Consider the following 25578-nt stretch of genomic DNA (forward strand, 5'->3'; position numbering starts at 1 on the left):
TATGCGAAGTCTTAATCTGATTTTCCAACGTTGGGTAGTGGACCAATTCAGACTGCAGAAGAACGCTTACGAGCAAGCCTGGAATTGCAAAACAAACTGGGTTGGTGAGTGTGCTTTGTCTTTTTGGTTTTCATTGAGTTTTGTATTTTTAAAGCCAGTTATTTCGGGTGTTCCCTCATGGAAACTGCCTTTGGTTTACTATCCAAACGTTAATTTTGCTGCGCCAAGATGGTTTGATCCTGTACGTTTTATTATCCAAAGCGTGTGGTTGCTTTGCTTCAAGCAAAACGTAAATACAGCATGGTCCAAAAAAACCAGCAGCTTAGCGATGACTTTAGCCGAGCAAATTCGCAATGCGTTCTACTTGCCATTTGAATTGGTTGCAAAAGGCGTCCGCTGGTTAGAACAGACAGCGAACAACATCAAAGATCCGCAAGTTCGAGAGCGTATTAAAGCAAGTAAGTCAGCGATGGCGTTGAACTACACCTTGTTGTTTTTCGTGGTGTTAATCGCTTTGCTTTGTTTTACGGTGCCATTTGGTTATCAGGCTCAGACTGTCTTTGTGCTGTTACTCTGGGCATTAGCGATGATGGTCCGTCGCATGCCGGGTCGTTTTCCTACCATGCTTTTGATCATCTTGTCGGTTACGGCCTCATGTCGATACTTGTGGTGGCGTTATTCGTCTACCCTGAACTGGGACGATCCTGTTGCTTTGTTTCTAGGGGGCGTTTTACTTCTAGCTGAGACGTATTCTTGGATTGTGCTAATGCTTGGCTATTTCCAAAATATCTGGCCATTGAATCGCAAACCAGTATCGATGCCACCGGATCAGTCAACTTGGCCAACCATTGACTTGATGATCCCTACTTACAACGAAGATCTCGATGTTGTGAAAGCGACGGTTTATGCCTCGTTAGGTGTCGATTGGCCGAAAGACAAACTTAACATCCACATTCTGGATGACGGCAAGCGTGATAGCTTCCGAGATTTCGCCAAAAGTGTAGGGGTGAACTATATCCGCCGCCCAACGAATGAACATGCGAAAGCCGGTAACATTAACTATGCGTTGAAGCAGACCAGCGGTGAGTTTGTTGCGATTTTTGACTGTGACCATATTCCTACACGAGCATTTTTTCAGCTCACAATGGGGATGTTCCTGAAAGATCCAAAGTTGGCGCTTATTCAGACGCCGCACCATTTTTTCTCACCGGATCCTTTTGAGCGTAACTTATCGAACTTTCGTAACGTGCCAAACGAAGGCAACTTGTTTTACGGCCTGATTCAAGATGGTAACGACTTATGGGATGCGACTTTCTTCTGTGGCTCGTGCGCTATTTTACGTCGAGAGCCTTTAGAGGAAGTCGGTGGTATTGCAGTCGAAACCGTGACGGAAGATGCGCACACGTCTCTGCGCATGCACCGTTTAGGCTATCGTTCTGCATATCTTAAGCAGCCGATTTCTGCTGGTTTGGCGACAGAAACATTGTCTGCACATGTTGGGCAACGCATTCGTTGGGCTCGCGGGATGGCGCAGATATTTAGGGTAGATAATCCATTGACTGGAAAGGGGCTTAAGCTCTCTCAACGGCTTTGTTACGTCAATGCCATGCTGCACTTTCTATCTGGTATCCCGAGGATTGTATTCCTGATCGCACCCTTGGCTTATTTGTTGCTGCATTCCTACGTGATTTATGCGCCAGCGCTGGCGATCATTTTGTACGTATTACCCCACATGATTCACGCCAGCATGACCAACTCTCGTATGCAGGGTGACTACCGTTATTCGTTTTGGGGTGAGGTATACGAAACCGTGCTTGCTTGGTACATCGCAAGGCCAACAACAGTAGCTTTGTTTGCGCCCCATAAGGGGACATTCAACGTAACGGCAAAAGGCGGTTTGGTTGAAAAGTCTCACTACGATTGGGTGATCTCCCGACCATATTTGGTTTTGGTTGCACTCAATATTTTGGGCTTCGCTGTAGGGATTTACCGAATGGGGTGGGGGCCTCAAGACGAAATCGGTACGGTTATCGTGAACCTTGTTTGGACGATGTACAACTTGTTGATTTTAGGTGCTGCTGTCGCCGTTGCGGTAGAAGCCAAACAAGTGCGAAAAGATCACCGAGTAGAGGTGGCGATTCCTGTCGCGGTAAGGCTTCACTCAGGACACTTGATTCAAGCGCAGATGAAGGATTTCTCTTTGGGTGGCGTGCGCATTGAAATAGACGGAGTCGATGAACCAACCTGTGCGTACCTACTTGGCCAAACCTTAGAAGTGATCCTCAATCGCGGTGGTCAAGAGTTCGTGTTCCCGATGACGGTTGCCTATGCTCATAAGGGGATATTTGGTTTACAACTCAACGAATTGTCTCATCAACAACAAATCCAATACGTCCAATGTACATTTGCACGTGCAGATACGTGGGCGAAATGGCAACAAGGCTATCAATCAGATAAGCCTCTCTCGAGTATGCAGGCTGTACTGCAAGTCGGCTTTAATGGATACAAACGCTTGTTGCAACATTGCCCTAAATTTGTTCAGGCCAGTGTGGATGCACTTTTATTTTGTATCGAATTTATTTGGTCACTAAGACCTCGTTATGTCCCAATCAGGACCTCAAGTCATGCTAAATAATAAAAAACTAACAGCGTTGACGACGGCTATCACTCTCATGTGTATGTCGGGCAGTCTCGCGGCACAAGAAGTAAGTCAGCAACAACCAACGCCTTTGGCACAGCAAGATGCTGAAAATTCGACCGTATTTAAGCGTGTCATTCCATTTAGTCAATTGGGTTACAGTGGTTCAATTGCTATTCAAGGTAGTGAGGCCAGTGCTTATATTGGTTTCGGTTCGCGACTCGATGAGGTGGTGTCTAAAGCCACGTTGTACTTTGACATCACACCCTCACCAGCGTTGCTCTCTTTGGTTTCTCACGTCAAAGTGTATTTGAACAACGAGCTTATGGGAGTAGCGTCAATCGTCGATGGTCAGCAAGGTAAAAAATTGAGCTTATCGATGCCGCTGGATACTCGTTACTTCAGTAACTACAACCAAATTCGCTTTGAGTTGATTGGGAATACTCAGAAAGAGTGTGCCAATCCAAATGACTCGAGCATTTGGGCTGAGATCAGCCAAAGCAGTCGAATTGAAATGTTCGCCCAAAAGACAATGTTGGAAAGTGACTTGAGCTTGTTGCCAGCGCCGTTTTTTGATGTCCGTGATTTCAGCCAGTTAAATCTGCCTGTCGTTATGGGCGGCAAATACGATCTGGATGATGTCAAAGCTGCCGGTGTCTTGAGCTCTTACTTTGGTGCTCTTGCGGGTTGGCGTGGCGCTCAATTCCCTTTTAGTGTCGACACGTTACCTAAGCGCAACGCCATTGTCTTTGTTACCAATGACAACAAACCTGAGTTTCTGAGAGATTTTCCAGACACGGATGGGCCTCGTCTTCAAGTCATCACTCACCCAACTGACCCGTACGTGAAGCTTCTTCTGGTGATAGGCCGTGACAGTAAGGATCTTAACGTTGCGGTGCAAGGTTTGGCGTTGGGAAACCAACTTCTTACTGGGCCAATCGCGAAGATTAATGAAGTCAAACAAATCAAACCACGAGTCCCGTACGATGCGCCAAACTGGGTGAGTACGGCTCGTCCCGTTGCATTATCTGAATTAGTCGAACAAAAAAGCATGTTGCAAGTGGAAGGCCGAACGCCTCCTCCAATCAATGTGAGTTTACGCTTACCACCCGATCTCTTTACTTGGCAGAGCCGTGGTATACCGATGGATCTTAACTATAGGTATTCGCCACCTGCTGCGGATCATTCTGGTTCTCGCCTGACTTTGAGCATCAATGACCAGTTCATTGAGGCGTTTAACTTAACCACAAAAGGCCAAGGTGGTGAGTCTAACCGTGTGCGTGTTCCTCTGTTAGATGACAGTATTCTGAGTGGTGATGCGCTTGTTCGTATTCCGGCCTTTAAAGTTGGCAGTAAAAACCAAATCGAGTTTGAGTTTGGCTTTGCGTCGGTGACTGATGGGCAATGTCAGGTGACGCAACCAAGTAAGCAATACGCGGTCATTGATGGTGACTCTACGGTGGATTTTAGTGGTTTCCCTCACTACATCGAAATGCCAAATATGCGCGCTTTTGCTACTTCTGGCTTCCCTTACACGCGCATGGCCGATTTGTCAGAAACTGCGATTGTTGTTCCAGAGAGAGCACCAAAAGAAGTGTTGCAGACCTTCTTAAACGTCATGGGGTCGTTAGGAAGTGATTCTGGGTACCCAGGTATTCAGGTGCTTTTGACAGATAAATGGAATGCTGAGCAACTAAAAAATAAAGACATCCTGACGATTGGTGTTGTGGATGCACTAGAAGAAGCCGCTAATAACCCTGACCAAGTAAACTTAGTGGTTAAAGAAGGTCAGAGACAAATTCGCCTGCCAAGCAAAAATGAAAAGCAGCTCGGAATGAACTGGATGAGTCCAAGTGATGCTCGTCAAGTCGCCGCAGATTATGTTTCTGTCGAGGCAGAAGGCTCTTTTGCTGCTATTTATGGTGCAGAATCGCCATTTACGAAAAAACGCAGCGTCATTTCTATTATGGCGGCTCACCCGTCAGATTTTGCGTCGGTTGATCGCGCGTTGGCTGACTCCGGTAAAGTGGAGCACATGTTTGGCTCGGTAGTGACGTTGAGAAATAACGAAGTAGCAAGCTACAACGTGGGTTCGCACTACTATGTTGGTAAGCTTCCTGTGTGGCAGCTCGTTTGGTATCACTTCTCTAATCACCCAGTCATCGTTGCGTGCTTTGCCGCCTTGCTAGTGGTGATTGTAACCATTGTGCTTTGGCGCGTATTACGTCAAGTCGCGTCTAGACGTTTAGAAAAAACTGAGGAAGAGGAATAATGAAAAAACTCATCTCATTCCTTATGTTGTTCGTGTCTCCTTACTTGTGGGCTAACACCTGCGAGTGGCCACAATGGGAAACATTTAAGTCGGTATACATGGAGCAAGGCCGAGTCGTTGATGGCAGTGACGAGCGTATGATTACAACCTCGGAAGGCCAATCTTACGCATTGTTTTTTGCCTTGGTTGCCAATGACCCTAAAACCTTCGATCAGGTTTTAAAATGGACTCAATCACATATAGCTGGTGGGGACTTGACGGCAAGGCTTCCCGCTTGGTTGTGGGGAAGAAAAGAAAATGGTCAGTTCGGAGTGTTGGATTCTAACCCAGCGTCAGATTCTGATTTGTGGATAGCTTACTCCCTTGTTGAGGCGGGGAGATTATGGAATAACTACTACTATCAGACCCTTGGACACCTGATCGCGAGTCGTATTTTACGTGAAGAAACCGTCAACATAGCGGGAGTTGGAACGGTATTGTTGCCAGCTCCAACGGGCTTTGATGCCGACGGCCAGTACCGTGTGAATCCGAGTTATGTTCCGTTACAACTGATTGCTCGTATGCAGTCGCTGTACCCGCAATACAACTGGGATTCAATGTACAAGGCAAGTGTTCACATGCTAGAGAAAACGATGCCAGCTGGCTTTAGCCCAGACTGGGCAGCATTGAGAAATGGTCGTTATAGCTCAGATGTGGTTACAGGGCCGATGGGCAGTTACAACGCGATCCGCACTTATCTTTGGGCGGGTATGCTAAATGACCAAGTTTCAGAAAAAGCAGTATTAGTACAAAAAATGCAGCCGTTTGTCGCGGCAACCAAAGCCCTTGGTGCGCCAGCGAGAGAAGTAAATACTGAAACGGGTAAATATACCCAAGCAGGAAGCGCAGGTTTTTCTGCTGCGGCTCTTCCGTTACTCGCGGCTTCTGGTGAATCTACGCTGTTGGAGACGCAGTTTCGTCGTGCTCAAAATGAACTTGTGGTGGACAAAAACGATCATTATTACGACAACGTATTAAGTCTATTTGGGCTTGGTTGGCATGAAGAACGTTACCGTTTTGGTGTGCAAGGTGAATTGCTTCCTGTATGGAGCGAGAGATGTCAGTAACAGGACGCGTGTTATGGTGGATTCCACTGGTTGCTTTGGCGGCTGGTGGCGTCGGCACTGTGCATGCAGAAAGCTTTAGCTCAACACCTCTGACAAAGTCGCAGCTCGCACAGGTCTACAAGCCTATCGAGCTGGTTCAATTTTCCACATCATTAGCACGAGTTGACTCGGTTGAGTGGTTGGTTGAGCAGCTAAAACTGGCGGATGCGATTGGCCGAGATGATATTGTCGAGAGTACTCTGGAGAGGCTGTTCGCGATTGAAGAAAGCAATCCAACGGGGCTTTTCTATCAAGCGAATATGTATCTGAAACGTAAGCAGCCAGAATTAGCAAAACCGGTATTTGAGCGCTTAATCAGACAGGCGCCTCATTCGACTCAAGCGAAAAACTTGTCATCGATTATGGCTATTCAGGGAGAGAAAAGAGCGGATTATCAGCGCGCTCAGTTGCTTGCAAAATCTGGTCGTTACGATGAAGCGATTCAAGCTTACAAAGCCCTTTTCCCAAATGGAATGCCATCACCAGCGTTACAACTGGAATTCCTACAGTTGCAAAGTAATTTGCCAGGCAGTTGGAGCTCGGTAAAACAGGGACTGGAACGTTTAAATGCAAATTATCCTAGTGTTCCGTCTTTTCAACTCGCGTTAGCCAACCACATTCGCAAAGAGAATCCTGCCGATCCATGGATTCTCGATACCTATAAAAAGTTAGCGCTTGCTCCTTCGGTTGGAACAAATGCGGCAACGTCGTGGTTGCGTGCATTGGATCAATTGCCTATTTCAGATCAAGTTGTTCAGCAATATGCCATTTTAGCTAGTTACTACCCGTCTGACATGGAGATTCAAAGAGCGAATCAAAGCGCGAAAGATCGCTGGAAAAAGGAAAAGGAACTACGCAAAGACCCCACCTATCTCGCTAAGCTCAAAGGGTTAGCGTTGCTCGAGGAAGATAAAACCGACCAAGCAGAAGCTCAGCTGCGTTATGCGTTGACGACTCGTCCGCAAGATCCTGAATTGCTTGGTGCTATGGGTAAGGTTTATCTACGTAGAGGGCAGCAACAAAAAGCGCTCGGATACTTTAAACAGGCTCAGCACTTAGATCATAATCCTGACTCGGCCTCAAAATGGGCAGCGCTAATCGAGACTTCTCAATATTGGGCGTATCTTGATCAAGGTGATGCCTTGGTCGAAAAAGGCCAGTTTAAGCAAGCAGAAAGCGCTTATCAAAAAGCGATTCAAGTAGATAAATCCCAACCTTATGCTTATTCATCATTAGGCTCTTTGTATCTGGTACAAGAAAATTATGCCGCGACAGAGAAGGTTTTCAAACAAGCTTTGCAACTGGATAGCAGCAATAGCTCTGCATTGCGTGGTCGCTTAGATGTTCGTATTCAGCAGCAAGATTGGTCTGGCGCGGAAGCACTCGCGCGCAGTTACTCAGCCCCACAGCAGAAAGTGGTCGCTGAAAAAATAGCGAGCATCAAGTCGGAAGTTATTTTGACTCGTCTGCGGATCGCAATCGCTCAAAATGATCAGGCAACGATGAAAGCGTCCGTAGAGGAATTGATTGCGCTACAGCCAACCTCCCCATGGTTAAGGCTTGATATTGCTGACGTGGTTCATTCAATGGGCGACAAAGTACGCGCGGATACGCTGATGTCCGATTGGGCTACATCTAGTAATGACCCTGAAATGAAATTTGCTTACGCGCTTTATCTCGCGCAGGACTTCAACGTGAATGAGGCCATCGCTGAGCTAGAGAGTATCGCACAACATGACATGACAGACGCGATGCAGCGCAATTTAACCCGCTTGAAGCTTGATGCTCAGTTGAGAGACATTCAAACGCGTTACTTAGCTTCTCCCGAATCAGTAATGGCGACATTACGTGCGCTAGAGTCGGATTATCAAGGTCAAATTCAACCGCTCGCTCGTCTAGTGAGTGCGTGGTTAGACATTGATGAAGTTAAGGAAGCTGAGAGGATTTTCCAAAACATTTCGCTTTCAGAAGATTGGTCAACCGATGACAAACTGGCTTACGGCAGCATGATGGTAAGCTTGAATCACTTTGAAGATTTTGATCGTTGGTACGCGGACTTAGCATTAAATTCCGCAACACAAGATTTAAGTGCTTCGGAAGCATTACAGCTTGATGAACTCAAAACCCGTCGACTGTTGAGTCAAGCGGATCTGATGCTGGTTAATCAACAGCCTAAGCTTGCGTTGGATTTGTATGAACAAGTTTCTTTAAAGCCTGAGCCATTTAAAACTCAAGCAGAAATTGGCATGTTGCAAGCTAGTGCTTTGACTGGATATGAAGCGACGTATCACGACATGCACCTCATTTTGAATAAAAAGCGCGATAGCTTAACTGCGGCACAGTTGATGACAGTGGCCGCGGTGTTTAATCAACAAGGCTATCGAAATGACGCTAATGCGCTAAATCAGTTGTTGGATGCGATGCCTGATGCCGACGCATTAGCATTTCGCAATAGCATGTCTATAGCAATGGAAAATCAACAGTGGGCGTTAGCTGAAACACGCGCCTATCAAGCCTTAAATCGTGACCGAATGGATAAAAATCGTGAAACTGAAGAGGCGAAAAAAGAACCCCTAAGCTTACGCGAGCTATATGATACTGCTGACGACTACTGGTTGACTCGTAACGTCAAATCGGACATCGATAAACTGCATGATCGGAGTGATGGGCATGTCATGATTGGCTGGGATTACAGTGCACGAGATGGCCGTAATACTTCGAATCAAGTGCCCATAGAAGCCCGAATCCCGATAGAGAGCTGGGATGGGCACCTGTTGCTAAAAGCCGATTATGTTTCTATCGATTCAGGTCAGTTGGACTATTATGAAAAAACCACCGATTCTGACAGCACTTCGTTCCAAAATGACGCATCAGGTATGGCATTTGGAGTGGGCTGGCAGGCTGAAGATTGGTTGGTCGATATCGGCACGACACCAATTGGTTTCGACCATACCACATGGGTTGGTGGTGTGCGCATCAATGGGGACCTGGGTGAGTTCGGTTGGACGGCAGAAGCTTCGCGTCGCCCAGAGACTAGCAGCACGCTTTCTTATGCTGGAATGTCTGTCCCTAGCGGCACGACTGACCCTCAAGGGACTAAATGGGGCGGAGTTGCTCGTACTGGTGTGAAGTTGAGCTCAAGTTGGGACATTGGTGGCCCTTACGGTTTTTGGAGTAGCTTGCAGTATCATGTTTTGACTGGTGAAAAGGTTGAGGACAACACTCGTTTAGGCGTGCTAGGTGGAGCGTACTACAAGTTAATTGCAACGGATGACCAGCGTTTAAGTATAGGTACGAACTTAATGTACCTTGATTACGACAAAAATCTGGGTGAGTACACGCTAGGTCACGGTGGCTACTACAGCCCGCAAAGTTACTTCTCGGTGTCTTTACCTATCAACTTTTATGGCCGATACAACAGTTCTTGGTCATATCAACTGAGTGCATCCGTCTCTAACTCTTGGACTAAGGAAGACGCGCCATACTTATCGACAGTAGCGGAGTCAGACAAAGGTGGTGGTTTTGGTACGTCGTTGCAAGCGGCGGTGGAAAAGCGAGTCAGCAAACGTTGGTATCTTGGTGCGTTAGTCGATGTACAACGTTCTGAGTTTTATACACCAAACCATTTCATGCTTTATGCCAAGTACACCTTTAATGATCGTTGGCAACCAATAGAGTATCCGCCAGCAGCACCAACGTTGTATAGCGACTTCTAACAAAAAACAAAGGCCGGAAGTCCCGGCCTTTGTTGTCTTATTCCTAGAAGAATGCGACGCTTAGTACAAAATTGAGTAAAGCTGGCGACGATATTTGCTTGCTAATGCGTTACCTTGACCTAGCGCACTGAGAATATCCATAAAAATCTTCTTCACTTCACCGTCTTGGGCGCCCAAGTCTTTTTTAAGAATATTCCACAGCAGTTCCAACGCTTCTTCATCCCGACCAACTTGGTTGTATTGTACCGCCAATTCACAAGCGAGTTCGAAGTTTGCCATGTCTGCTGCGTATGCTTGTTCTAGTCGCTGTAACTCAGGGCTATCTGCAGCCTGCAAATGCAGCTCGAGCTTGGCTATTAGGCTCTTGTAGTAGTTATCTTGATACTCGAGAGGGATAGCGTTCAGTAGTTCTTGGGCAATATCAAATTGTTTGGTTTCTAGCAAACAATCAGCCATCGCGAGTTTCACATCACCACGCTCTTGCAGCTCTGGCGGCAAAGTGTGGATGATGCTCAAAGCCTGAGCATGCTCACCTTGCTGAAGAAGTTCACTGACTTGTTTTAATAGTTGTTCATCTGGGCTTGGCAAATGCTTTTGTAGCATGGTAGCAATGGCATCAATTGGCTGGGGGCCTCCCAGACCATCGACGGCTTGACCATTTATAAACAGCGCGATAGTTGGCAATACTTGCACGCCAAATTGAGACGCTAAAGCGGGCTGATCTTCACAATTTAGTAGAGCAAGCGTAAATGCACCGTTGTACTGTTGAGCAAGAGATTGCAACTCAGGGAGTATCTGTGCGCTTTCTGGCTGAGCGTTGGCCCAAAAGTGGATCAAAACGGGCGTGTTCATTGATCCTTCAAGCGTTTCGCGAAAGTTCTGTTCTGTTATCTCAACGATAAATGGGGATTGCATCAGAGTATCCTTGCCTTGTGTCTTGTCGTTGATATTAGATATGGAGTTGATTTAGGTGAAATTCAAGCGACATTCACCATCAATAATGAATCATTCTATTTTGAGAAAACGTGAGGTAATAGAGTGAGGTTATTGCTGCTCAGGTGTTAGATAAAAAGAAAACGCTGCCGAAGCAGCGCAATTCTAATGCTATTTGTTAGTGCGGTATCAAAATAGGATGAACATGGTCAACACTACACCCACACTAAGCCAGTTAAGCTGATTTAATGTCATTGTTGCCTCGCAGTAGTATAAACATTGCTACAAAACGTAATGGGTGGCGATACCAAATCTAAGCAACTCAATCACTTTGGGCGAAAGAATCCCCGCTGAATTGCGTAGAAATTGATTCGTTTAGTTGAGGTTTTTTTAACCTACATGTTCATAATGACATCACATTGTTACGGTGAAATTACATTTCGACAAAACTTTTTTATGCAGCCTGTCGCAAAATTTTATCAAGTACACGGGTTGGTAATAGTCTTTTCAAGACTGCGAATAATTTAGTCGGTGTAGTAATTCGATAACGAATTTTCGGTGAAACGCTAGTTAATGCATGAAGAACTGGTGCGATGCAAGACTCTGCAGGCAAAACAAATCGATTATTAGACTTGTCGTTGTTGAGTCGCTCTCTTTGTCCTTCATAAGCATGACGATGGGGGCTAGATTCAATATCAACCCACTTCTCAAAGGCTCGTAATGCATTGTTTCTAAATTGAGTTTCGATCGGTCCTGGTTCTATCAATGCCACTTTGATATTCGTATCCGCAAGCTCTAGCCTGAGCGTATCTGTCCAGCCTTCTAAGGCAAATTTTGATGCATTATAGGCACCACGGTATTTCATTGCGGCAAAACCAAGAACAGAGCTGTTTTGTATGATGCGTCCTTCGCCTTGCTGGCGCATATGAGGAAGCACTTCTCTGACCAACTGGTGCCAACCAAAAAAGTTGGTCTGAAATTGATCTTGAAGAGCCTCGGTGGGTAAGTCTTCCAGTGCTCCGGGCTGACCATAGGCACCATTATTGAACACTGCGTAAAGCTTACCTTCTGCTAATTCTAGCGCTTGCATCACGCCCGAAGAAATGCTTTCTGGGCTATTTAGGTCTAGATTGATGCAGGTTAGCCCTTCATTAATTAGGCGCTGGACATCTTGTTCTTTCCTGCAAGATGCAATGACATTAAATCCCTTGTTTTGTAGGGCGTGAGCACACACGTAACCGATGCCGGTTGAACAACCCGTAATAAGAATCGACTTTTTCATAATTTAATTTAAGACTCAGAAGCATTGATTGGAGCCATCATTCATCAGCTCCGGTCATGAAGCAAGTGCTTGAGTGCTGGCTCTATTCTGGAGTAGCTAAATTTAAAGCCCAGTTCGGTGAGTTTTTTGGGTTTGGCTCTCATGCTATCAAACAATAAGCAGGAAGATTCTCCCATTAGGAGTTCCATCGCCCATTTAGGCGTGAACAAGATATGCGGACGTTTTAGCGTTTTAGCTAGTGTGCCGCTGAATATACGATTAGTCACAGGATGGGGGGCGCACATATTGAATGCACCGTGGGCATGTGGTGTTTCAAGCAAGTACATGATGGCGCGGACCATATCTAGGATGTGAATCCAAGGCATGTACTGATTACCGTTCCCAAGTGGGCCGCCTACGCCAAGCTTGTAAGGTAATAGCATCTTTGCCAACGCACCACCATTAAGGCCGAGTACCACGCCAGTTCTCATTAGACAAACCCGAGTTTGCTCCGACTCTGCGCGCTTGGCTATTTGCTCCCACTTTGCACAAACCTCGTGAGGAAAGTCGTCGCTATTAACATGTAAGCACTCATCAAACGGATGGTCTTGTTGATCACCATAGTAGCCAACTGCCGAGCCACTAATAAAAACAGAGGGAGGTTCGGTACTTGCGTGGATCAGCTCAACAATTTGTTCGGTAATTTTCCAACGACTTTTGCAGATTTTTTCTTTTTGCTCGCTGGTCCATCTTTTATCCGCAATAGGCTCACCTGCAAGATTAATGACTGCATCAACGTGATTGAGATCGGCGAACGACTCGAACGAGTCAAGGTATTCGATATTACCCAGATCAGCATGCTGTAGGCGTTGTTTTGCTCGCTCTGGAGAGCGTGTAAGTAGCATAACCTGGTGAGTTGATAGCAGCTTGAGCAACTCCGAGCCAATAAACCCAGTGCCACCTGTGAGTAATATCTTCATGTTATCTCTTTGAATGTACACGTATTAGAACATTATAGTCGCTTTGTGCTTAGCTTGATCATCTCAACACCATTATTTCTGGGATAGTGACAAGCTGGCAGAGATACTATTAACTTCACATATTAGAAAATATGTAACTAAATGTTATAGATGGCGCTAGTGCATTCACGGTAGAAGAGTGAAATCTATGCCAGACTAGAAGTTATCGCTCATTGGAACGAGCGTAATCAGTTTGCACAATCAAGGAGGATAGGCATGGAAGCATTTGTTGCGCTTTTTCGAGCGCTCCTCAATAGTGCTCGTGACTTATTACCCATCATCATTGTTATCACTTTTTTCCAATTAGTCGTTTTGCAAGAGCCGCTGCCCAACCTGATCTCCATTCTTTTTGGCTTGTTGCTTGTCGTTTTAGGATTAACCTTTTTTATCTTTGGCCTAGAGCTTGGTCTTTTTCCTATCGGAGAGAGTATGGCTCAAGCCTTTGCAAAAAAAGGCAGTGTGTTTTGGTTATTAGTCTTTGCGTTTTGTTTGGGGTTTGGCACCACGATAGCTGAACCTGCATTGACCGCGGTAGCGGAAGAAGCCTCAGAAGTTGCGGCAGAGGGCGGAATGATCGCTAACTCAGAGCAGTCCATGCAGGATTACGGAGAAGGACTTCGAGTAACAGTAGCTCTCTCTGTGGGGATAGCCATCGTTATCGGCGTTTTGCGTATCTTAAAAGGGTGGCCGATTCATTACATGATCATTGGTGGCTATGTAGGCGTTGTAATACTGACGTGGTTTGCACCTGAAGCCATTATTGGCGTTGCTTACGATTCCGGAGGTGTAACCACGTCCACCATAACAGTACCTTTGGTCACTGCACTGGGCGTCGGTTTAGCGTCTTCTATTAAAGGGCGCAACCCTATGGTGGATGGCTTTGGTTTAATCGCTTTTGCCTCGCTGTTACCGATGATGTTTGTGATGGTTTACGGAATGGTCGTAACATGATTTCAATTGATCATTTCCTAGACACTTTATTATCGACCGTTCGAGACGTCGTTCCCATCGCCAGCATTATTTTTGGTTTTCAGTTAGCGGTTTTAAGGCGTCCTGTTAGCAACCTTAAGAAAGTTTTGCTTGGGTTCGTTTATGTGATTCTCGGGCTAGCTCTTTTTTTACTTGGATTAGAAATGGCATTGTTTCCACTTGGGGAGACGATGGCTGTGCAACTAACGGCGCCGGAGTTTTTACAAGAGTTCAAAGTATCGGTAGGGAAAGCCTTAATGTGGGTCGACTATTATTGGGTTTACACCTTCGCCTTTTTTATAGGCTTTAGTACCACGATTGCAGAGCCTTCTTTAATCGCTGTAGCGATAAAAGCAAACCAAGTCTCTGGAGGCAGTATCAGTATTAACGGCTTGCGCGTAGCCGTTGCGTTTGGGGTGGCAATTGGTATTGCATTAGGTAGTTACCGGATTGTCGTGGGCGATCCCATTCATTATTACATCATCGCGGGTTACATCGTCGTTGTGATTCAAACGTTTTACGCTCCTAAGCTTATTGTTCCACTCGCCTACGATTCTGGAGGCGTAACAACTTCTACCGTCACTGTCCCACTTGTAACTGCATTAGGGTTAGGGCTTGCTTCGACCGTCCCTGGAAGAAACCCAATGATTGATGGCTTTGGCTTGATCGCGTTTGCCAGTCTATTTCCTATGATCTCTGTGATGGGCTATGCGCAAATAACCCAGTGGCTGAATAAAAACGTCTCGGAGGAAGAAGAAAATGCGCTTTAAATTGATACTTGCGTTTGTGGAAGACAGCAAAACAGACAAGGTGTTGGACGCTGCACGCGATGCTGGTGCGACCGGTGCTACGGTGATTAACAATGCTCGCGGACAAGGTTTAAATCAAAAGCGAACGTTTTTTGGTTTAACGCTAGAAGTGCAAAAAGATGTGCTGCTGTTTGTGGTCGAGGAACATCTCGCTCGACACATATTAGAAACCATTAATGAGGTTGGTGAATTTGACAGAGAGTCGGGACAGGGGATTGCTATTCAGATCGATATTGAAGATGCAGTCGGTGTCGCGCATCAAGTCGAGACATTGACCAAAGTAGTCGAGGATGAATTATGAGTGATCAAACGATAATTAGAGTTCGAGATGTTATGGCGGCAACGTATGTGATGGTTGATGGACTGATGACCGTATACGAAGGCATAACGCTAGCGAAAAAATACCAAGTCAAAGCGCTGGTGGTGAAAAAGCGAGATGATAATGATGAATATGGCATCGTGTTGATGAATGATATCGCCAAAAAGGTGCTGGCGAATAATCGTTCTCCTCAGCGCACAAATATTTATGAAATCATGACCAAGCCCGCTTTGTGTGTCGAACCAGATATGAACGTAAAATATTGTGCCCGTTTGTTTGAGCGATTTGGCATAAGCAGAGCGCCGGTCATTGAAAGTGGCGAGGTCATTGGGATGGTGAGTTATAACAATATTGTCATCAATGGTATGGTGCGAGAAGAAGTGTAATAGGTTGATATAAATGAAAAATCAACGAATTTTTTCTCAAGTCAGCGACTGTTACAAAGAACTAAAATATTTAATATATGTTAGGTTGCATATGTGTTAATTCACCATTATTCTTTGCGCCCTAAGCCTAATGTCGAGGAATCTGTATCATGCCTTTAGTCTCTTGCCCCGTGTGTGAGAAACAAATCTCAAAACGCGCTCATGCATGTCCAGGATGCGGAGAGCCCGATCCGCTGCACCATCTAGCCAAATCAAAATTTATGTCGATGGTGTTTTGGATACTGGTGTTGGTTGGAACAGCGTATGCAGCATGGTTCTATGTTTTGCCTATGGTCATTGAATCATTGCGCTATCAGTAGTATTCAAACCGTCGTAGGTTGAGCTGCTAAAAAAATGCCGTAGAATGACCTCATACTTTTTGAGGAGACAATGTCGTGAAACTATTTTTTGCCTCAGACCTGCATGGCTCTTTGCCAGCAACTAAAGAAACCATTGAGCTATTTCTGGCCTCTGGTGCGCACCACCTGATTTTGCTAGGAGATACGCTAAACCATGGGCCGCGAAACCCTATTCCGGAAGGCTACAACCCTCCACAGGTAGCAGACTTATTGAACCAATACAGTGATCAAATTATTTCTGTACGTGGCAACTGTGATAGTGAAGTGGACCAAATGCTATTGAAGTTTCCAATGATGATGGATTACTCATGGGTGCTACTTGAATCTGGCAAGAGAATCTTTTTGACTCATGGTCACTTGTACAACTCTGAAAAACGGCCGCCACTGCGCGAAGGTGATATCATCGCCCACGGGCATACACATGTTCCCGTCGCAGAGATGCAAGATGGAGCCATTATATTCAACCCAGGCTCGATGACATTCCCACGTAATGGCTTACCGAGAAGCTTTGGTACTCTAGAAGACAATAAGCTAACGGTAAAAACGCCAGAAGGCGAAGTATTAGCACAAACCATGATTTAACGGTTTTACTAAGTAAAAAAATAGGGAGCGAATTGCTCCCTATTTTGTGTCTGAATGTCCTAAATCGCGTTCTGGGTCGATAATGTCTCTAACGCGCTGTTTTAGCACCTTGGCTTCAGGAAAGCCGCTGTCTTTTTTCCGTTCCCAAATTTGCTGGCCATTACAGAAAATTTCGAAGCGACCACCTGTGTCTGGGTGTAAGCTGATTGTTTCTATTTCTTCACTAAAAGTATGCAGTAATTCTTGCGATAGCCAAGTTGAACGCAACATCCAGTTGCACTGGCGGCAGTAATAAATATCAATGATTGCTTTATCCATGAAACTTTCCTTTTAATCTTTTTAAACCAGCAACTTGATGCCCACCGCAAACGTGAGAATTTCGAATGCAACTTTAATCACTCTGTTGCTGTATCGAGTCGCGGCCCATGCGCCTAAACTGCCGCCTAGAAATGAGCTTAACAATAAAACAGGCATCCAAGCCCAGTGAATAGGGGCCCCTGCCTGTACGACGGCAATGCCTCCAATGCCATTCCAAAACAGGCCGACACAAATCATGGTGTAAGCAACGGCTTGTTTGTAGTCGTAACCAAACCAGCGCACCAAAAATAGTGTCACGAGCAAACCAGAACCTGCGGTAAGAGATCCGTTGATGATGCCGATAAACAGTAAGCCAATTCCACCAATAACCCAACCGATAGGATGACGGTTACGTATTACTTCAGCTTGGCCTAGCGATGTCTTAAATCGCGAGTAGATACCTAGCGCTAGGATCATCGTGCCGAGCATCTTTTCCGCGATACCATCAGGGATCTGTACAATTAAGTTAGCCCCTAAAATCACGCCAATACTACCGGACAAGATAAGGTAGAGCGCGATTTTCCATTTAATAGTGCCTGATCTCAAATGCGTGCTTGCTGCGCCTAAGCCTAAAGCGACCGAAGCCACCTTATGTGTGCCTAGCGCAACGGAGAACGGTAAGCCGAGAAAGATGAGTAAAGGGAATTGAAGCAAGCCTGCTCCGCCACCAGAAAGTGAAGCCAGCGTGTTGGCGATTAGTGAACCGAAAAAGAGAGTAGTGGTATCTAGCCAATCCATAAGCAAAACAAAGGGGGCGTCTTGCCCCCTTATCATCCAATCAAAATTAGTTTTTAAACAGTACCGAAGAACCGTGGTTCAAGCTAGTGAGCAAGAGTGTTTTTTCGTTCACGACGTCAATACGACGACTTTGCTCCGCATCTAGCTTAAAAATTTGAGTAATCAAACGTAGCTGTGCTTCGGAAAAGTCTTTTGATTGAGAAGATGAAATATCTTTAAACTCCGAAGGCGAGACCAACAAATAGTTGTCACTTACTTCCCAGCGGCCTTTTTCCGAGATATTTATCGTTGATTCTGCGGTTGAACCTTGAGCGAATAGTTTTATATTTGCTACGCGAATATAGTCACCATTAGGGAGATATTTCACGTTTGATTCAACATTAACTCGGCGTAGTGGGCCGACAGTATCGTCAGGCAAGCTGTCTGTAATGACTGTCACCATGGTCGACTGCCATTCGTTTGCTGTGAGGAGCTGCTCCACTTTTAGGTCACTTCCCCAATACAACCAACTACTGAAAAGAACGGATACGGCCAAAACCGCAGATGCTAATTTAATCTTCATATTGGCCTCCTTTATTTACAGATGTCTGTTGGATCGTTTTGACCTGCGAAAATACGCAGTGTTACGTTCTCGTAAGAGTGGTTACTGTCATGAATGTAGTTCAGAATCAGCTGGTTATTTTGTCCGCCAGTGGCAATCACTTCCACTGGCAACGAGTCTTCTGCATGGTGCTTCACGTAGCGCTCAATGCATTGCTCTATTGAGGGCAACCAGTTGTTGATTTGAGGGTGATTTACAGGTGTCATCACTGGTACATTTTGATACTCACCAATCTGACGGAATTGGGATTCCGCAGGGTTCGTGAATAACAATACGCAAACAGGAAGCAGCAGAGACAAAAAGATAATGACACGCGGTAGCCAGTTAATCGTGTTAGATGCTGGCTTCGGCTGAGTTTTAGTCGGCTCTACTTGAGGCTCAATATCAGCAGTAGTATCGGTCACTACCTCTGTCGGTAGCATATCGCTCGCTTCTAACTCCACTGCTGGCGCTTCTTGTTCAGAAGCGGTTTCTTCAGCGTCAGTGTTAGAGTCAGTAGAAAATGGGCTCAAGCGTTCCACTGAACAAATGAGTTGGTAGCCACGTTTAGGTACCGTTTTAACAAACTCTGGAGATTTTGTTGAATCCTTCAACATCTTACGCAGAGTAGAAATCGCTTGAGTCAGGCTTGAGTCATCCACCTCAAAACCTTGCTCACGCCAAACAAACTCGTGAAGCTCGTTACGGGTTAAAACTTCGTTTGGTCTCTCTGCCAACATCAGAAGTATACGGCTTTCGTTGCTTCCTAATCGTACAACGTCGTTGCCGTTTTGTTGGTCAGCGAGCGAATTACTATTTGGATCAAAGGTGAACCTTTGAGCAAGTAGAAATTTGGTGCCAATGTTAGTCATTTAGTTCTTCTTAGATGGATGATGTTGTAATTATGGTGATTTATGTCACAAAATTACCGGGGCGCTTGGAGTGCGCACGACATTTTAGATGCTTTTAGACGGGTAGGATAATTAAAATTTTCTAAAAAAACACCGTTTTTAGCAATATTGACCTTGAATTTACATTTGTCAGCCACATGTTAAATGACATCTCGGTAAGGTGATTTCAAGGGGAAAGTCACAAACTTGTCCCTATGAAAAAGCCAATTAGTTTAGATGTTATGGAGCACACATGAGCGAAACCGTATCTCAAAATAAAGAAACTCGTGGTTTTCAATCAGAAGTAAAACAACTACTGCATTTAATGATCCATTCTCTTTATTCAAATAAAGAGATCTTTTTGCGCGAGCTGATCTCTAACGCATCAGATGCATCAGACAAACTGCGCTTTCAGGCGTTATCTAACCCAGATCTATACGAAGGTAATGCAGACCTTTGCGTGAAACTGTCGTTTGATGAAAGCGCAAATACCTTAACCATTTCTGATAACGGTATCGGTATGAGCCGTGATGATGTGATTGAGCACTTAGGTACAATCGCAAAATCTGGAACAGCCGAGTTTTTCTCAAAGCTATCTGAAGAGCAGAGCAAAGACTCTCAGCTTATTGGTCAGTTTGGTGTTGGTTTCTACTCGGCATTTATCGTTGCTGACGCCGTTACCGTGCGCACTCGCGCTGCGGGTCTAGCCGCTGATGAAGCGGTACAATGGCACTCAGCGGGTGAAGGTGAGTACACCATCGAAAACATTACCAAAGAGTCACGTGGTACCGACATCATTCTTCATATGCGTGAAGAGGGTAAAGAGTTTTTGAATGAGTGGCGTCTACGTGACGTTATCAGTAAGTACTCTGATCACATCGGCATTCCTGTTTCAATCCAAACTGTCGTTCGTGATGACGAAGGCAAGGAAACAGATGAGAAAAAGTGGGAGCAAATCAACAAAGCCCAAGCACTGTGGACGCGTAACAAATCTGATATTTCTGAAGAAGAGTATCAAGAGTTCTACAAGCACGTATCACATGACTTTGCCGATCCCTTGGTCTGGAGTCATAACCGTGTAGAAGGTAAAAACGACTACACGAGCTTACTATACATCCCATCGAAAGCACCTTGGGATATGATGAACCGCGACCACAAATCAGGCTTGAAACTGTACGTACAGCGCGTATTCATTATGGACGATGCAGAGCAATTTATGCCGTCATACTTACGCTTCGTACGTGGTTTAATAGACTCAAACGATTTACCGCTAAACGTATCGCGTGAGATTTTACAAGACAATAAAGTGACTCAGTCTCTACGTAATGCTTGTACTAAGCGTGTGCTAACGATGCTCGAGCGTATGGCCAAGAATGACGAAGAGAAATACCAATCATTCTGGAAAGAGTTTGGTCTTGTGATGAAAGAGGGCCCTGCGGAGGACTTTGCAAACAAAGAGAAAGTTGCAGGTTTATTGCGCTTTGCTTCAACTGAAGTGGATTCTTCTGAGCAAACTGTGGGCTTGGCGTCTTACGTTGAGCGCATGAAAGAAGGTCAAGATAAGATCTACTACTTGACGGCAGACAGCTATGCAGCTGCGAAAAACAGCCCTCACTTAGAACAGTTCAAAGCGAAAGGCATTGAAGTTATCTTGATGTACGACCGCATTGATGAGTGGCTGATGAACTACTTAACTGAGTTTGATGGTAAACAGTTCCAGTCAATCACTAAGGCTGGGCTTGATCTAAGTCAGTTTGAAGATGAAGCAGAAAAAGAGAAGCAAAAAGAAACCGAAGAAGAGTTTAAGTCGGTTGTAGAGCGCACGAAGTCTTACCTAGGCGATCGTGTGAAAGAAGTTCGTACGACCTTCAAACTCGCATCCACGCCTGCTGTTGTGGTAACGGACGATTACGAAATGGGCACTCAAATGGCGAAGCTTCTTGCGGCAGCTGGTCAAGCTGTGCCGGAAGTGAAATACATCTTTGAGCTAAACCCTGAGCACGAATTGGTTAAGCGTATGGCTGACGAAGCCGATGAAGAAGCGTTTGGTCGCTGGGTTGAAGTTCTGCTTGGTCAGGCAATGCTAGCGGAGCGAGGCTCTATTGAGGATCCAACAGAGTTCTTAGGAGCCGTTAATCAACTTTTGACTAAGGTGTAATAACCTCTGCAAATCAAAAAGCTCGCATTTCGCGAGCTTTTTGTTTGTTGTCGCAAAATTTTGCATCTCAAGTGCTGAGTTAATAATCAATAGGGCGTGAAAGAGGGTACTGTTAACATTCTTTAGTCTTAATACACTCTTTGCTCAGAGAACCTGTGATAGAATCTGCGACTTGAATGTGAGTAATAAGGCGTGTATTTTTGCTCGCCTATATACGTTATACCGAAACTTATCGTTGCAGGTGCTTCTCAGGTTTGATGTCTAAGAGGTCAGCTATTGTGAGCTTCGGTATAAATCTTAAATATTAAAGAGGATAAATCATGCGCATCATTCTTCTAGGTGCTCCAGGTGCAGGTAAAGGCACACAAGCAAACTTCATCATGGAAAAATACGGTATTCCACAAATCTCTACTGGTGATATGCTTCGTGCTGCTATCAAAGCAGGTACAGAGCTTGGTAAACAAGCTAAAGCTGTTATTGACGCTGGTCAGCTAGTTTCTGATGAAATCATCCTTGGTCTTATCAAAGAGCGTATCGCTCAAGAAGACTGTGCAAACGGTTTCCTACTAGATGGTTTCCCACGTACTATCCCTCAAGCTGACGGCCTAAAAGAAATGGGCGTAGACGTAGACTACGTTATCGAATTTGACGTTGCAGACGATGTGATTGTTGAGCGTATGGCTGGTCGTCGTGCTCACCTTCCTTCTGGTCGTACTTACCACGTGGTTTACAACCCGCCTAAAGTGGAAGGTAAAGATGATGTAACTGGTGAAGATCTTGTTGTTCGTGATGACGACAAAGAAGAAACAGTACGTGCTCGTCTAGGTGTTTACCACGAGCAAACTGCACCGCTAATCAACTACTACGGCAAAGAAGCTGAAGCAGGCAAGACTAAGTACCTTAAGTTTGATGGTACTAAGCAAGTAGCTGAAGTTAGTGCGGATATCGAGAAAGCACTATCTTAATTTGCTGAAGTCAAAAATTTAATATTTTGATATATTGAAAGCGGCCCAAGTGGTCGCTTTTTTTAGTTTACTCGTAAACATATATCTAATTAACTTCAGCTCGGCTATTCGTTACTTCGAGGTTACTTAAATATATGAACCAAGCCGTTTACCATGAATAGGATGTTATGAAAGAGAATAATAAACAGGGTGTACTCCTAGTTAACCTGGGAACTCCTGACGCACCAACCGCTCCTGCCGTAAAGCGCTTTTTAAGTCAGTTTCTTCATGATCACCGAGTGGTAGACATGACTCGATGGCTTTGGTGTCCACTATTGCACGGCGTTATCCTTCCTATCCGAGCTCCTAAAGTTGCCAAACTCTATCAATCAGTATGGATGGAAGAGGGCTCGCCGTTGATGGTGTACTCTAAACGCCAAACGGAAAAGTTAGCACAAAAGCTTGATATACCTGTAGAGCTTGGTATGACGTATGGTAACCCAAGTTTGCAATCAGGCTTTGAAGCCCTATTGGCGCAAGGCGTTGATGAAGTCATTGTTTTACCTTTGTATCCGCAATACTCGGGCACAACAACGGCAGCGGTTTCTGATGGAATCACTAAAGCATTTAAAAACCTGCCGGTGATGCCAGGCTTTAGCTTTATTCGTGATTATTACAATCACCCGAAATATATTGAAGCGTTAGCGCATTCAGTTCGTGAACATTGGCAAAAGAATGGTCAGGGAGATTACTTGCTGTGTTCTTATCATGGTATTCCAAAACGCTATGCTGACAATGGTGATGTTTACCCACAGCATTGTGAAGAGACGACTCGCTTGCTTGGGGAAGCGTTAGGTTTAAGCGACCAACAAATTGGCATGACGTATCAGTCCCGATTTGGGAGAGAAGAGTGGCTTCAACCTTATACCGATAAGACCCTAGAGGCACTTCCTGCAAAGGGTGTGAAAAATATTAATGTTGTGACCCCTGCATTTTCGTCAGATTGTTTAGAGACGTTGGAAGAGATCTCGGAAGAGTGTAAAGAGATTTTCCTTGAAGCTGGTGGCGAAAACTTTACCTACATCCCTTGTTTGAACGATAGTGAACTTCATATCGAGATGATGGTTGAGTTAGTTCAATCTAAACTTTAGATACAAAAAAGGGTCGCAATAGCGACCCTTTCTACGTTTAGTTGAGCGATCAAGCAACTTGTACTTGCTGCTCTTCTACTTGCTCTGCCGTGCTGTGCGTATTTTCAGCGCCATGCATCCAGCGAACGAGTGTATTAGAGAATAGGAGCAAAATTACGCCACTTACGGTTGCGCTGACCGCAATACCACTAAAGATAGCCATAGCGCCTAACTCGCCTACGTGAGAGCCCACATAGCCCGCAACATAGTTAGCAATCGCATTACAGCCAAACCATGCACCCATCATAAGTGAAGCTAAGCGAAGCGGTGCTAATTTAGTCACCAATGAAAGACCAATTGGTGATAAACACAGCTCGCCTAATGTGTGGAAGAAGAAAGCGCCGACCAACCATAACATCGATGTTTTTACTGTTGTATCTCCACCTTGTTCTAGCACTGCGCCAACCATACAAAGGAAACCAATCGCCAAGAAAAATAGTGCCATCGCAAATTTCACTGGCGAAGTAGGTTCACGTTTACCCAATTTTACCCAAAGGACAGCCAGAACTGGCGCTAGAGTAATAATGAAAAATGGGTTTAGTGATTGGAACCACGCAGCAGGAACTTCGAAACCACCAATCATGCGATCAGTATATTGTTGAGTGTAGATGTTCATCAGACCACCAGCTTGTTCAAAGCCTGCCCAGAAGACAATAGTGAATAAGCTCATGACCAGAATTACTTTTAGTCGATTCACTTCTTCTTTGGTGAGTGGCTGCTTCGTGGTGGCGTTTTTGTTGTTTAGATCTCGTTTCGCCGCTGGTTCGCGACCAATATCACCAAGCCATGATTGAGCCAGTACCATTTGCATCACTAGGCTAACCAGCATACCCACACCAGCGGCAACAAAGCCAGCTTTCCAACCGTAAGAGGTTGTCACAGAGCCAGAAACGACGCCGGCAAGTAATGCACCTAAGTTGATACCCATATAAAAGATAGTGAATGCGCCGTCACGACGGTTGTCACCTTCTTGATAAAGGTCGCCAACCATGGTTGAGATATTTGGCTTAAAGAGACCGTTACCAGTGATAAGTAGGCCAAGACCTAAATAGAAACTGTGTAGCGAACCAATACCTAAAGCATCAGCAGGAAGTGCAAGAGTAAACTGGCCGATGGCCATTAACGCGCCACCAAGCAAAATTGAGCGACGTTGACCTAAATAGTTATCTGCTAGGTAACCACCGATAAGAGGCGTGATATACACAAGCCCTGTGTATATGCCGTATAGGTCTAATGCGTCTTTGGTTGACCAGCCAAGGCCGCCATTCATTGTTGTATCAGTAAGGTAAAGCACGAGAATGGCACGCATTGCGTAGTAAGAAAAGCGTTCCCACAGTTCTGTACCGAACAATAAGAACAGGCCACGTGGATGACCAAAATATTGATGTTGGTTTGACATAAGCTCTTCTAATAATAGTTATTACATTTTTTAACGACTTCTACGTATACAATGCAATTCAACGAGTGACAAATAATAAAATTTTGCCATTCAACTATTTTTGTTTGTTAAGTGGCTGTTTTTGATTAGATTTGCAGATTATATGATGGTGTATTGGTTGTATTACAAACTTAATTTCCATTTTTGCCTATGGACTTCTTTATCGTAAGTTGCTGAAAAATGTCGTTAATGCGAGCGATGTATAATCATACTTTTATAGATAAACTGAATATCAATGACTCAACTTTGGCTTAATGCTAGGATAAAAACAAAATAGAATTGGCTAGTAAAAAGATGAAACGTTGGTATCTACTTTATTGTAAACGTGGGGAGCAGGTTAGGGCGAAACAACACCTTGAAAACCAAGGTGTAGAATGCTTTTATCCAACTGTAGAAGTTGAGAAGATTTTGCGCGGGAAAAGACAAAAAGTCGAGGAGCCGCTGTTTCCTTGTTACGTATTCGCTTACTTTGATTATGAGCAAGGGCCAAACTTCACCTCAGTCCGCTCTACTCGAGGTGTTGTTGACTTTGTGCGTTTTGGTGCTCAACCGAAAGAAGTTCAAGGTGACTTGGTCTTCGAATTGATGCAGCTAGAAAAGTGTTGTAATGACAATACCGTTTCTGAATGTATGCCAAAACCAGGCGATCAAATTAGAGTTAAAAGCGGTCAATTTGCGGGCATAGATGCCATCTTCCAAGAACAAGATGGTGAGAAACGCTCAATTATGCTAGTTCAGATGATCACCAAGCGTGTGCCTGTCAGCATAGACAATAGTGATTTAGATTTAAAATAGCCTAATTCCATCAAACATAAAAAGAGGTGCAAAAGCACCTC

At 44.9% G+C, this 25578-nt stretch carries 22 protein-coding genes; 14 read left to right on the forward strand and 8 right to left on the reverse strand.

What is annotated here, in order from left to right:
- Window position 1 precedes the first annotated feature (1 nt).
- From bcsA to KI742_RS10280, 4 genes are read left to right on the forward strand one after another with little or no spacing between them, the layout of a single operon-like run.
- Entirely contained in the window at window positions 2-2635 is a 2634-nt protein-coding gene (gene bcsA / locus KI742_RS10265; RefSeq protein WP_119565090.1) for a UDP-forming cellulose synthase catalytic subunit, read from the forward strand.
- On the forward strand, window positions 2625-4910 hold the full coding sequence (gene bcsB, locus KI742_RS10270) for a cellulose biosynthesis cyclic di-GMP-binding regulatory protein BcsB (protein ID WP_213962898.1): 2286 nt from the start codon (window positions 2625-2627) through the stop codon (window positions 4908-4910). The genes bcsA and bcsB overlap by 11 nt, the downstream gene beginning before the upstream one ends.
- Window positions 4910-6016, forward strand: coding sequence for a cellulose synthase complex periplasmic endoglucanase BcsZ (gene bcsZ / locus KI742_RS10275; protein WP_285385223.1), 1107 nt, complete (start codon window positions 4910-4912; stop codon window positions 6014-6016). Before bcsB ends, bcsZ begins: the two co-directional genes overlap by 1 nt.
- Window positions 6007-9771, forward strand: a complete 3765-nt coding sequence (locus tag KI742_RS10280; RefSeq protein ID WP_285385222.1) for a cellulose synthase subunit BcsC-related outer membrane protein — start codon at window positions 6007-6009, stop codon at window positions 9769-9771. The genes bcsZ and KI742_RS10280 overlap by 10 nt, the downstream gene beginning before the upstream one ends.
- A gap of 60 nt (window positions 9772-9831) precedes the next feature.
- Here KI742_RS10280 and KI742_RS10285 read toward each other — a convergent pair whose 3' ends face one another.
- The 3 genes from KI742_RS10285 to KI742_RS10295 form a co-directional block, all read right to left on the reverse strand.
- Window positions 9832-10686, reverse strand: coding sequence for a co-chaperone YbbN (locus tag KI742_RS10285; protein ID WP_285385220.1), 855 nt, complete (start codon window positions 10684-10686; stop codon window positions 9832-9834).
- 472 nt (window positions 10687-11158) lie between these two features.
- Window positions 11159-11986: an SDR family oxidoreductase gene (locus tag KI742_RS10290; protein WP_047102895.1), complete on the reverse strand. Its 828-nt coding sequence runs from the start codon at window positions 11984-11986 to the stop codon at window positions 11159-11161.
- A gap of 44 nt (window positions 11987-12030) precedes the next feature.
- Complete coding sequence (locus KI742_RS10295; protein ID WP_064376310.1) at window positions 12031-12945, reverse strand: TIGR01777 family oxidoreductase; 915 nt, start codon at window positions 12943-12945, stop codon at window positions 12031-12033.
- Between the two features lie 255 nt (window positions 12946-13200).
- On the opposite strand from KI742_RS10295, the gene KI742_RS10300 reads away from it, so the two are divergent.
- The 6 genes from KI742_RS10300 (at window position 13201) to yfcE (ending at window position 16447) form a co-directional block, all read left to right on the forward strand.
- Window positions 13201-13935, forward strand: a complete 735-nt coding sequence (locus KI742_RS10300; RefSeq protein WP_137281781.1) for a DUF1538 domain-containing protein — start codon at window positions 13201-13203, stop codon at window positions 13933-13935.
- The gene (locus KI742_RS10305; protein ID WP_205390755.1) at window positions 13932-14723 is read left to right on the forward strand and encodes a DUF1538 domain-containing protein; all 792 of its coding nucleotides are present in this window, start codon (window positions 13932-13934) and stop codon (window positions 14721-14723) included. The genes KI742_RS10300 and KI742_RS10305 overlap by 4 nt, the downstream gene beginning before the upstream one ends.
- Complete coding sequence (locus tag KI742_RS10310) at window positions 14713-15063, forward strand: P-II family nitrogen regulator (protein WP_206959848.1); 351 nt, start codon at window positions 14713-14715, stop codon at window positions 15061-15063. Before KI742_RS10305 ends, KI742_RS10310 begins: the two co-directional genes overlap by 11 nt.
- Entirely contained in the window at window positions 15060-15467 is a 408-nt protein-coding gene (locus tag KI742_RS10315; protein WP_005382085.1) for a CBS domain-containing protein, read from the forward strand. Before KI742_RS10310 ends, KI742_RS10315 begins: the two co-directional genes overlap by 4 nt.
- 149 nt (window positions 15468-15616) lie before the next feature.
- Window positions 15617-15826: a hypothetical protein gene (locus tag KI742_RS10320; RefSeq protein WP_005382086.1), complete on the forward strand. Its 210-nt coding sequence runs from the start codon at window positions 15617-15619 to the stop codon at window positions 15824-15826.
- Window positions 15827-15901: 75 nt separating this feature from the next.
- Window positions 15902-16447: a phosphodiesterase gene (gene yfcE / locus KI742_RS10325; RefSeq protein ID WP_017634822.1), complete on the forward strand. Its 546-nt coding sequence runs from the start codon at window positions 15902-15904 to the stop codon at window positions 16445-16447.
- A 39-nt stretch (window positions 16448-16486) separates the two neighbouring features.
- On the opposite strand, the gene KI742_RS10330 is transcribed toward yfcE, so the two are convergent.
- Genes KI742_RS10330 through KI742_RS10345 form a run of 4 tightly spaced genes read right to left on the reverse strand, consistent with a single transcriptional unit; the run spans window position 16487 to window position 18994 of the window.
- On the reverse strand, window positions 16487-16765 hold the full coding sequence (locus tag KI742_RS10330; protein WP_005382088.1) for a SelT/SelW/SelH family protein: 279 nt from the start codon (window positions 16763-16765) through the stop codon (window positions 16487-16489).
- A gap of 21 nt (window positions 16766-16786) precedes the next feature.
- Entirely contained in the window at window positions 16787-17542 is a 756-nt protein-coding gene (locus KI742_RS10335) for a sulfite exporter TauE/SafE family protein (RefSeq protein ID WP_042523148.1), read from the reverse strand.
- A gap of 46 nt (window positions 17543-17588) precedes the next feature.
- Window positions 17589-18104: a transmembrane regulator ToxS gene (gene toxS / locus KI742_RS10340; protein WP_005382091.1), complete on the reverse strand. Its 516-nt coding sequence runs from the start codon at window positions 18102-18104 to the stop codon at window positions 17589-17591.
- 11 nt (window positions 18105-18115) lie between these two features.
- Window positions 18116-18994: a transcriptional regulator gene (locus tag KI742_RS10345; RefSeq protein ID WP_213962900.1), complete on the reverse strand. Its 879-nt coding sequence runs from the start codon at window positions 18992-18994 to the stop codon at window positions 18116-18118.
- A 271-nt stretch (window positions 18995-19265) separates the two neighbouring features.
- Here KI742_RS10345 and htpG point away from each other — a divergent pair, with 271 nt between their 5' ends.
- The 3 genes from htpG (at window position 19266) to hemH (ending at window position 23265) form a co-directional block, all read left to right on the forward strand.
- Entirely contained in the window at window positions 19266-21170 is a 1905-nt protein-coding gene (gene htpG / locus KI742_RS10350; RefSeq protein WP_017819957.1) for a molecular chaperone HtpG, read from the forward strand.
- A gap of 320 nt (window positions 21171-21490) precedes the next feature.
- A complete protein-coding gene (gene adk / locus KI742_RS10355; protein ID WP_005382094.1) occupies window positions 21491-22135 on the forward strand; it encodes an adenylate kinase in 645 nt (214 codons plus the stop codon).
- Window positions 22136-22302: 167 nt separating this feature from the next.
- Window positions 22303-23265, forward strand: coding sequence for a ferrochelatase (hemH, locus tag KI742_RS10360; RefSeq protein WP_053303297.1), 963 nt, complete (start codon window positions 22303-22305; stop codon window positions 23263-23265).
- A gap of 49 nt (window positions 23266-23314) precedes the next feature.
- Here hemH and KI742_RS10365 read toward each other — a convergent pair whose 3' ends face one another.
- Complete coding sequence (locus KI742_RS10365) at window positions 23315-24703, reverse strand: peptide MFS transporter (protein ID WP_005382097.1); 1389 nt, start codon at window positions 24701-24703, stop codon at window positions 23315-23317.
- Between the two features lie 333 nt (window positions 24704-25036).
- Between KI742_RS10365 and rfaH the strand changes: the two genes are divergently transcribed.
- On the forward strand, window positions 25037-25537 hold the full coding sequence (gene rfaH / locus KI742_RS10370; RefSeq protein WP_005382098.1) for a transcription/translation regulatory transformer protein RfaH: 501 nt from the start codon (window positions 25037-25039) through the stop codon (window positions 25535-25537).
- The last annotated feature ends 41 nt before the right edge of the window (window positions 25538-25578 follow it).

The organism is Vibrio sp. D417a (assembly GCF_030248595.1).
In the GTDB taxonomy this organism is placed as follows: domain Bacteria; phylum Pseudomonadota; class Gammaproteobacteria; order Enterobacterales; family Vibrionaceae; genus Vibrio; species Vibrio alginolyticus.

Excerpts from the sequence above, each read along its gene's own strand:
- bcsA (WP_119565090.1), top strand. The coding sequence starts at position 2 with ATGCGAAGTCTTAATCTGATTTTCCAACGTTGGGTAGTGGACCAATTC.
- bcsB (WP_213962898.1), top strand. The coding sequence starts at position 2,625 with ATGCTAAATAATAAAAAACTAACAGCGTTGACGACGGCTATCACTCTC.
- bcsZ (WP_285385223.1), top strand. The coding sequence starts at position 4,910 with ATGAAAAAACTCATCTCATTCCTTATGTTGTTCGTGTCTCCTTACTTG.
- KI742_RS10280 (WP_285385222.1), top strand. The coding sequence starts at position 6,007 with ATGTCAGTAACAGGACGCGTGTTATGGTGGATTCCACTGGTTGCTTTG.
- KI742_RS10285 (WP_285385220.1), bottom strand. The coding sequence starts at position 10,686 with ATGCAATCCCCATTTATCGTTGAGATAACAGAACAGAACTTTCGCGAA.
- KI742_RS10290 (WP_047102895.1), bottom strand. The coding sequence starts at position 11,986 with ATGAAAAAGTCGATTCTTATTACGGGTTGTTCAACCGGCATCGGTTAC.
- KI742_RS10295 (WP_064376310.1), bottom strand. The coding sequence starts at position 12,945 with ATGAAGATATTACTCACAGGTGGCACTGGGTTTATTGGCTCGGAGTTG.
- KI742_RS10300 (WP_137281781.1), top strand. The coding sequence starts at position 13,201 with ATGGAAGCATTTGTTGCGCTTTTTCGAGCGCTCCTCAATAGTGCTCGT.
- KI742_RS10305 (WP_205390755.1), top strand. The coding sequence starts at position 13,932 with ATGATTTCAATTGATCATTTCCTAGACACTTTATTATCGACCGTTCGA.
- KI742_RS10310 (WP_206959848.1), top strand. The coding sequence starts at position 14,713 with ATGCGCTTTAAATTGATACTTGCGTTTGTGGAAGACAGCAAAACAGAC.
- KI742_RS10315 (WP_005382085.1), top strand. The coding sequence starts at position 15,060 with ATGAGTGATCAAACGATAATTAGAGTTCGAGATGTTATGGCGGCAACG.
- KI742_RS10320 (WP_005382086.1), top strand. The coding sequence starts at position 15,617 with ATGCCTTTAGTCTCTTGCCCCGTGTGTGAGAAACAAATCTCAAAACGC.
- KI742_RS10330 (WP_005382088.1), bottom strand. The coding sequence starts at position 16,765 with ATGGATAAAGCAATCATTGATATTTATTACTGCCGCCAGTGCAACTGG.
- KI742_RS10335 (WP_042523148.1), bottom strand. The coding sequence starts at position 17,542 with ATGGATTGGCTAGATACCACTACTCTCTTTTTCGGTTCACTAATCGCC.
- toxS (WP_005382091.1), bottom strand. The coding sequence starts at position 18,104 with ATGAAGATTAAATTAGCATCTGCGGTTTTGGCCGTATCCGTTCTTTTC.
- KI742_RS10345 (WP_213962900.1), bottom strand. The coding sequence starts at position 18,994 with ATGACTAACATTGGCACCAAATTTCTACTTGCTCAAAGGTTCACCTTT.
- htpG (WP_017819957.1), top strand. The coding sequence starts at position 19,266 with ATGAGCGAAACCGTATCTCAAAATAAAGAAACTCGTGGTTTTCAATCA.
- adk (WP_005382094.1), top strand. The coding sequence starts at position 21,491 with ATGCGCATCATTCTTCTAGGTGCTCCAGGTGCAGGTAAAGGCACACAA.
- hemH (WP_053303297.1), top strand. The coding sequence starts at position 22,303 with ATGAAAGAGAATAATAAACAGGGTGTACTCCTAGTTAACCTGGGAACT.
- KI742_RS10365 (WP_005382097.1), bottom strand. The coding sequence starts at position 24,703 with ATGTCAAACCAACATCAATATTTTGGTCATCCACGTGGCCTGTTCTTA.
- rfaH (WP_005382098.1), top strand. The coding sequence starts at position 25,037 with ATGAAACGTTGGTATCTACTTTATTGTAAACGTGGGGAGCAGGTTAGG.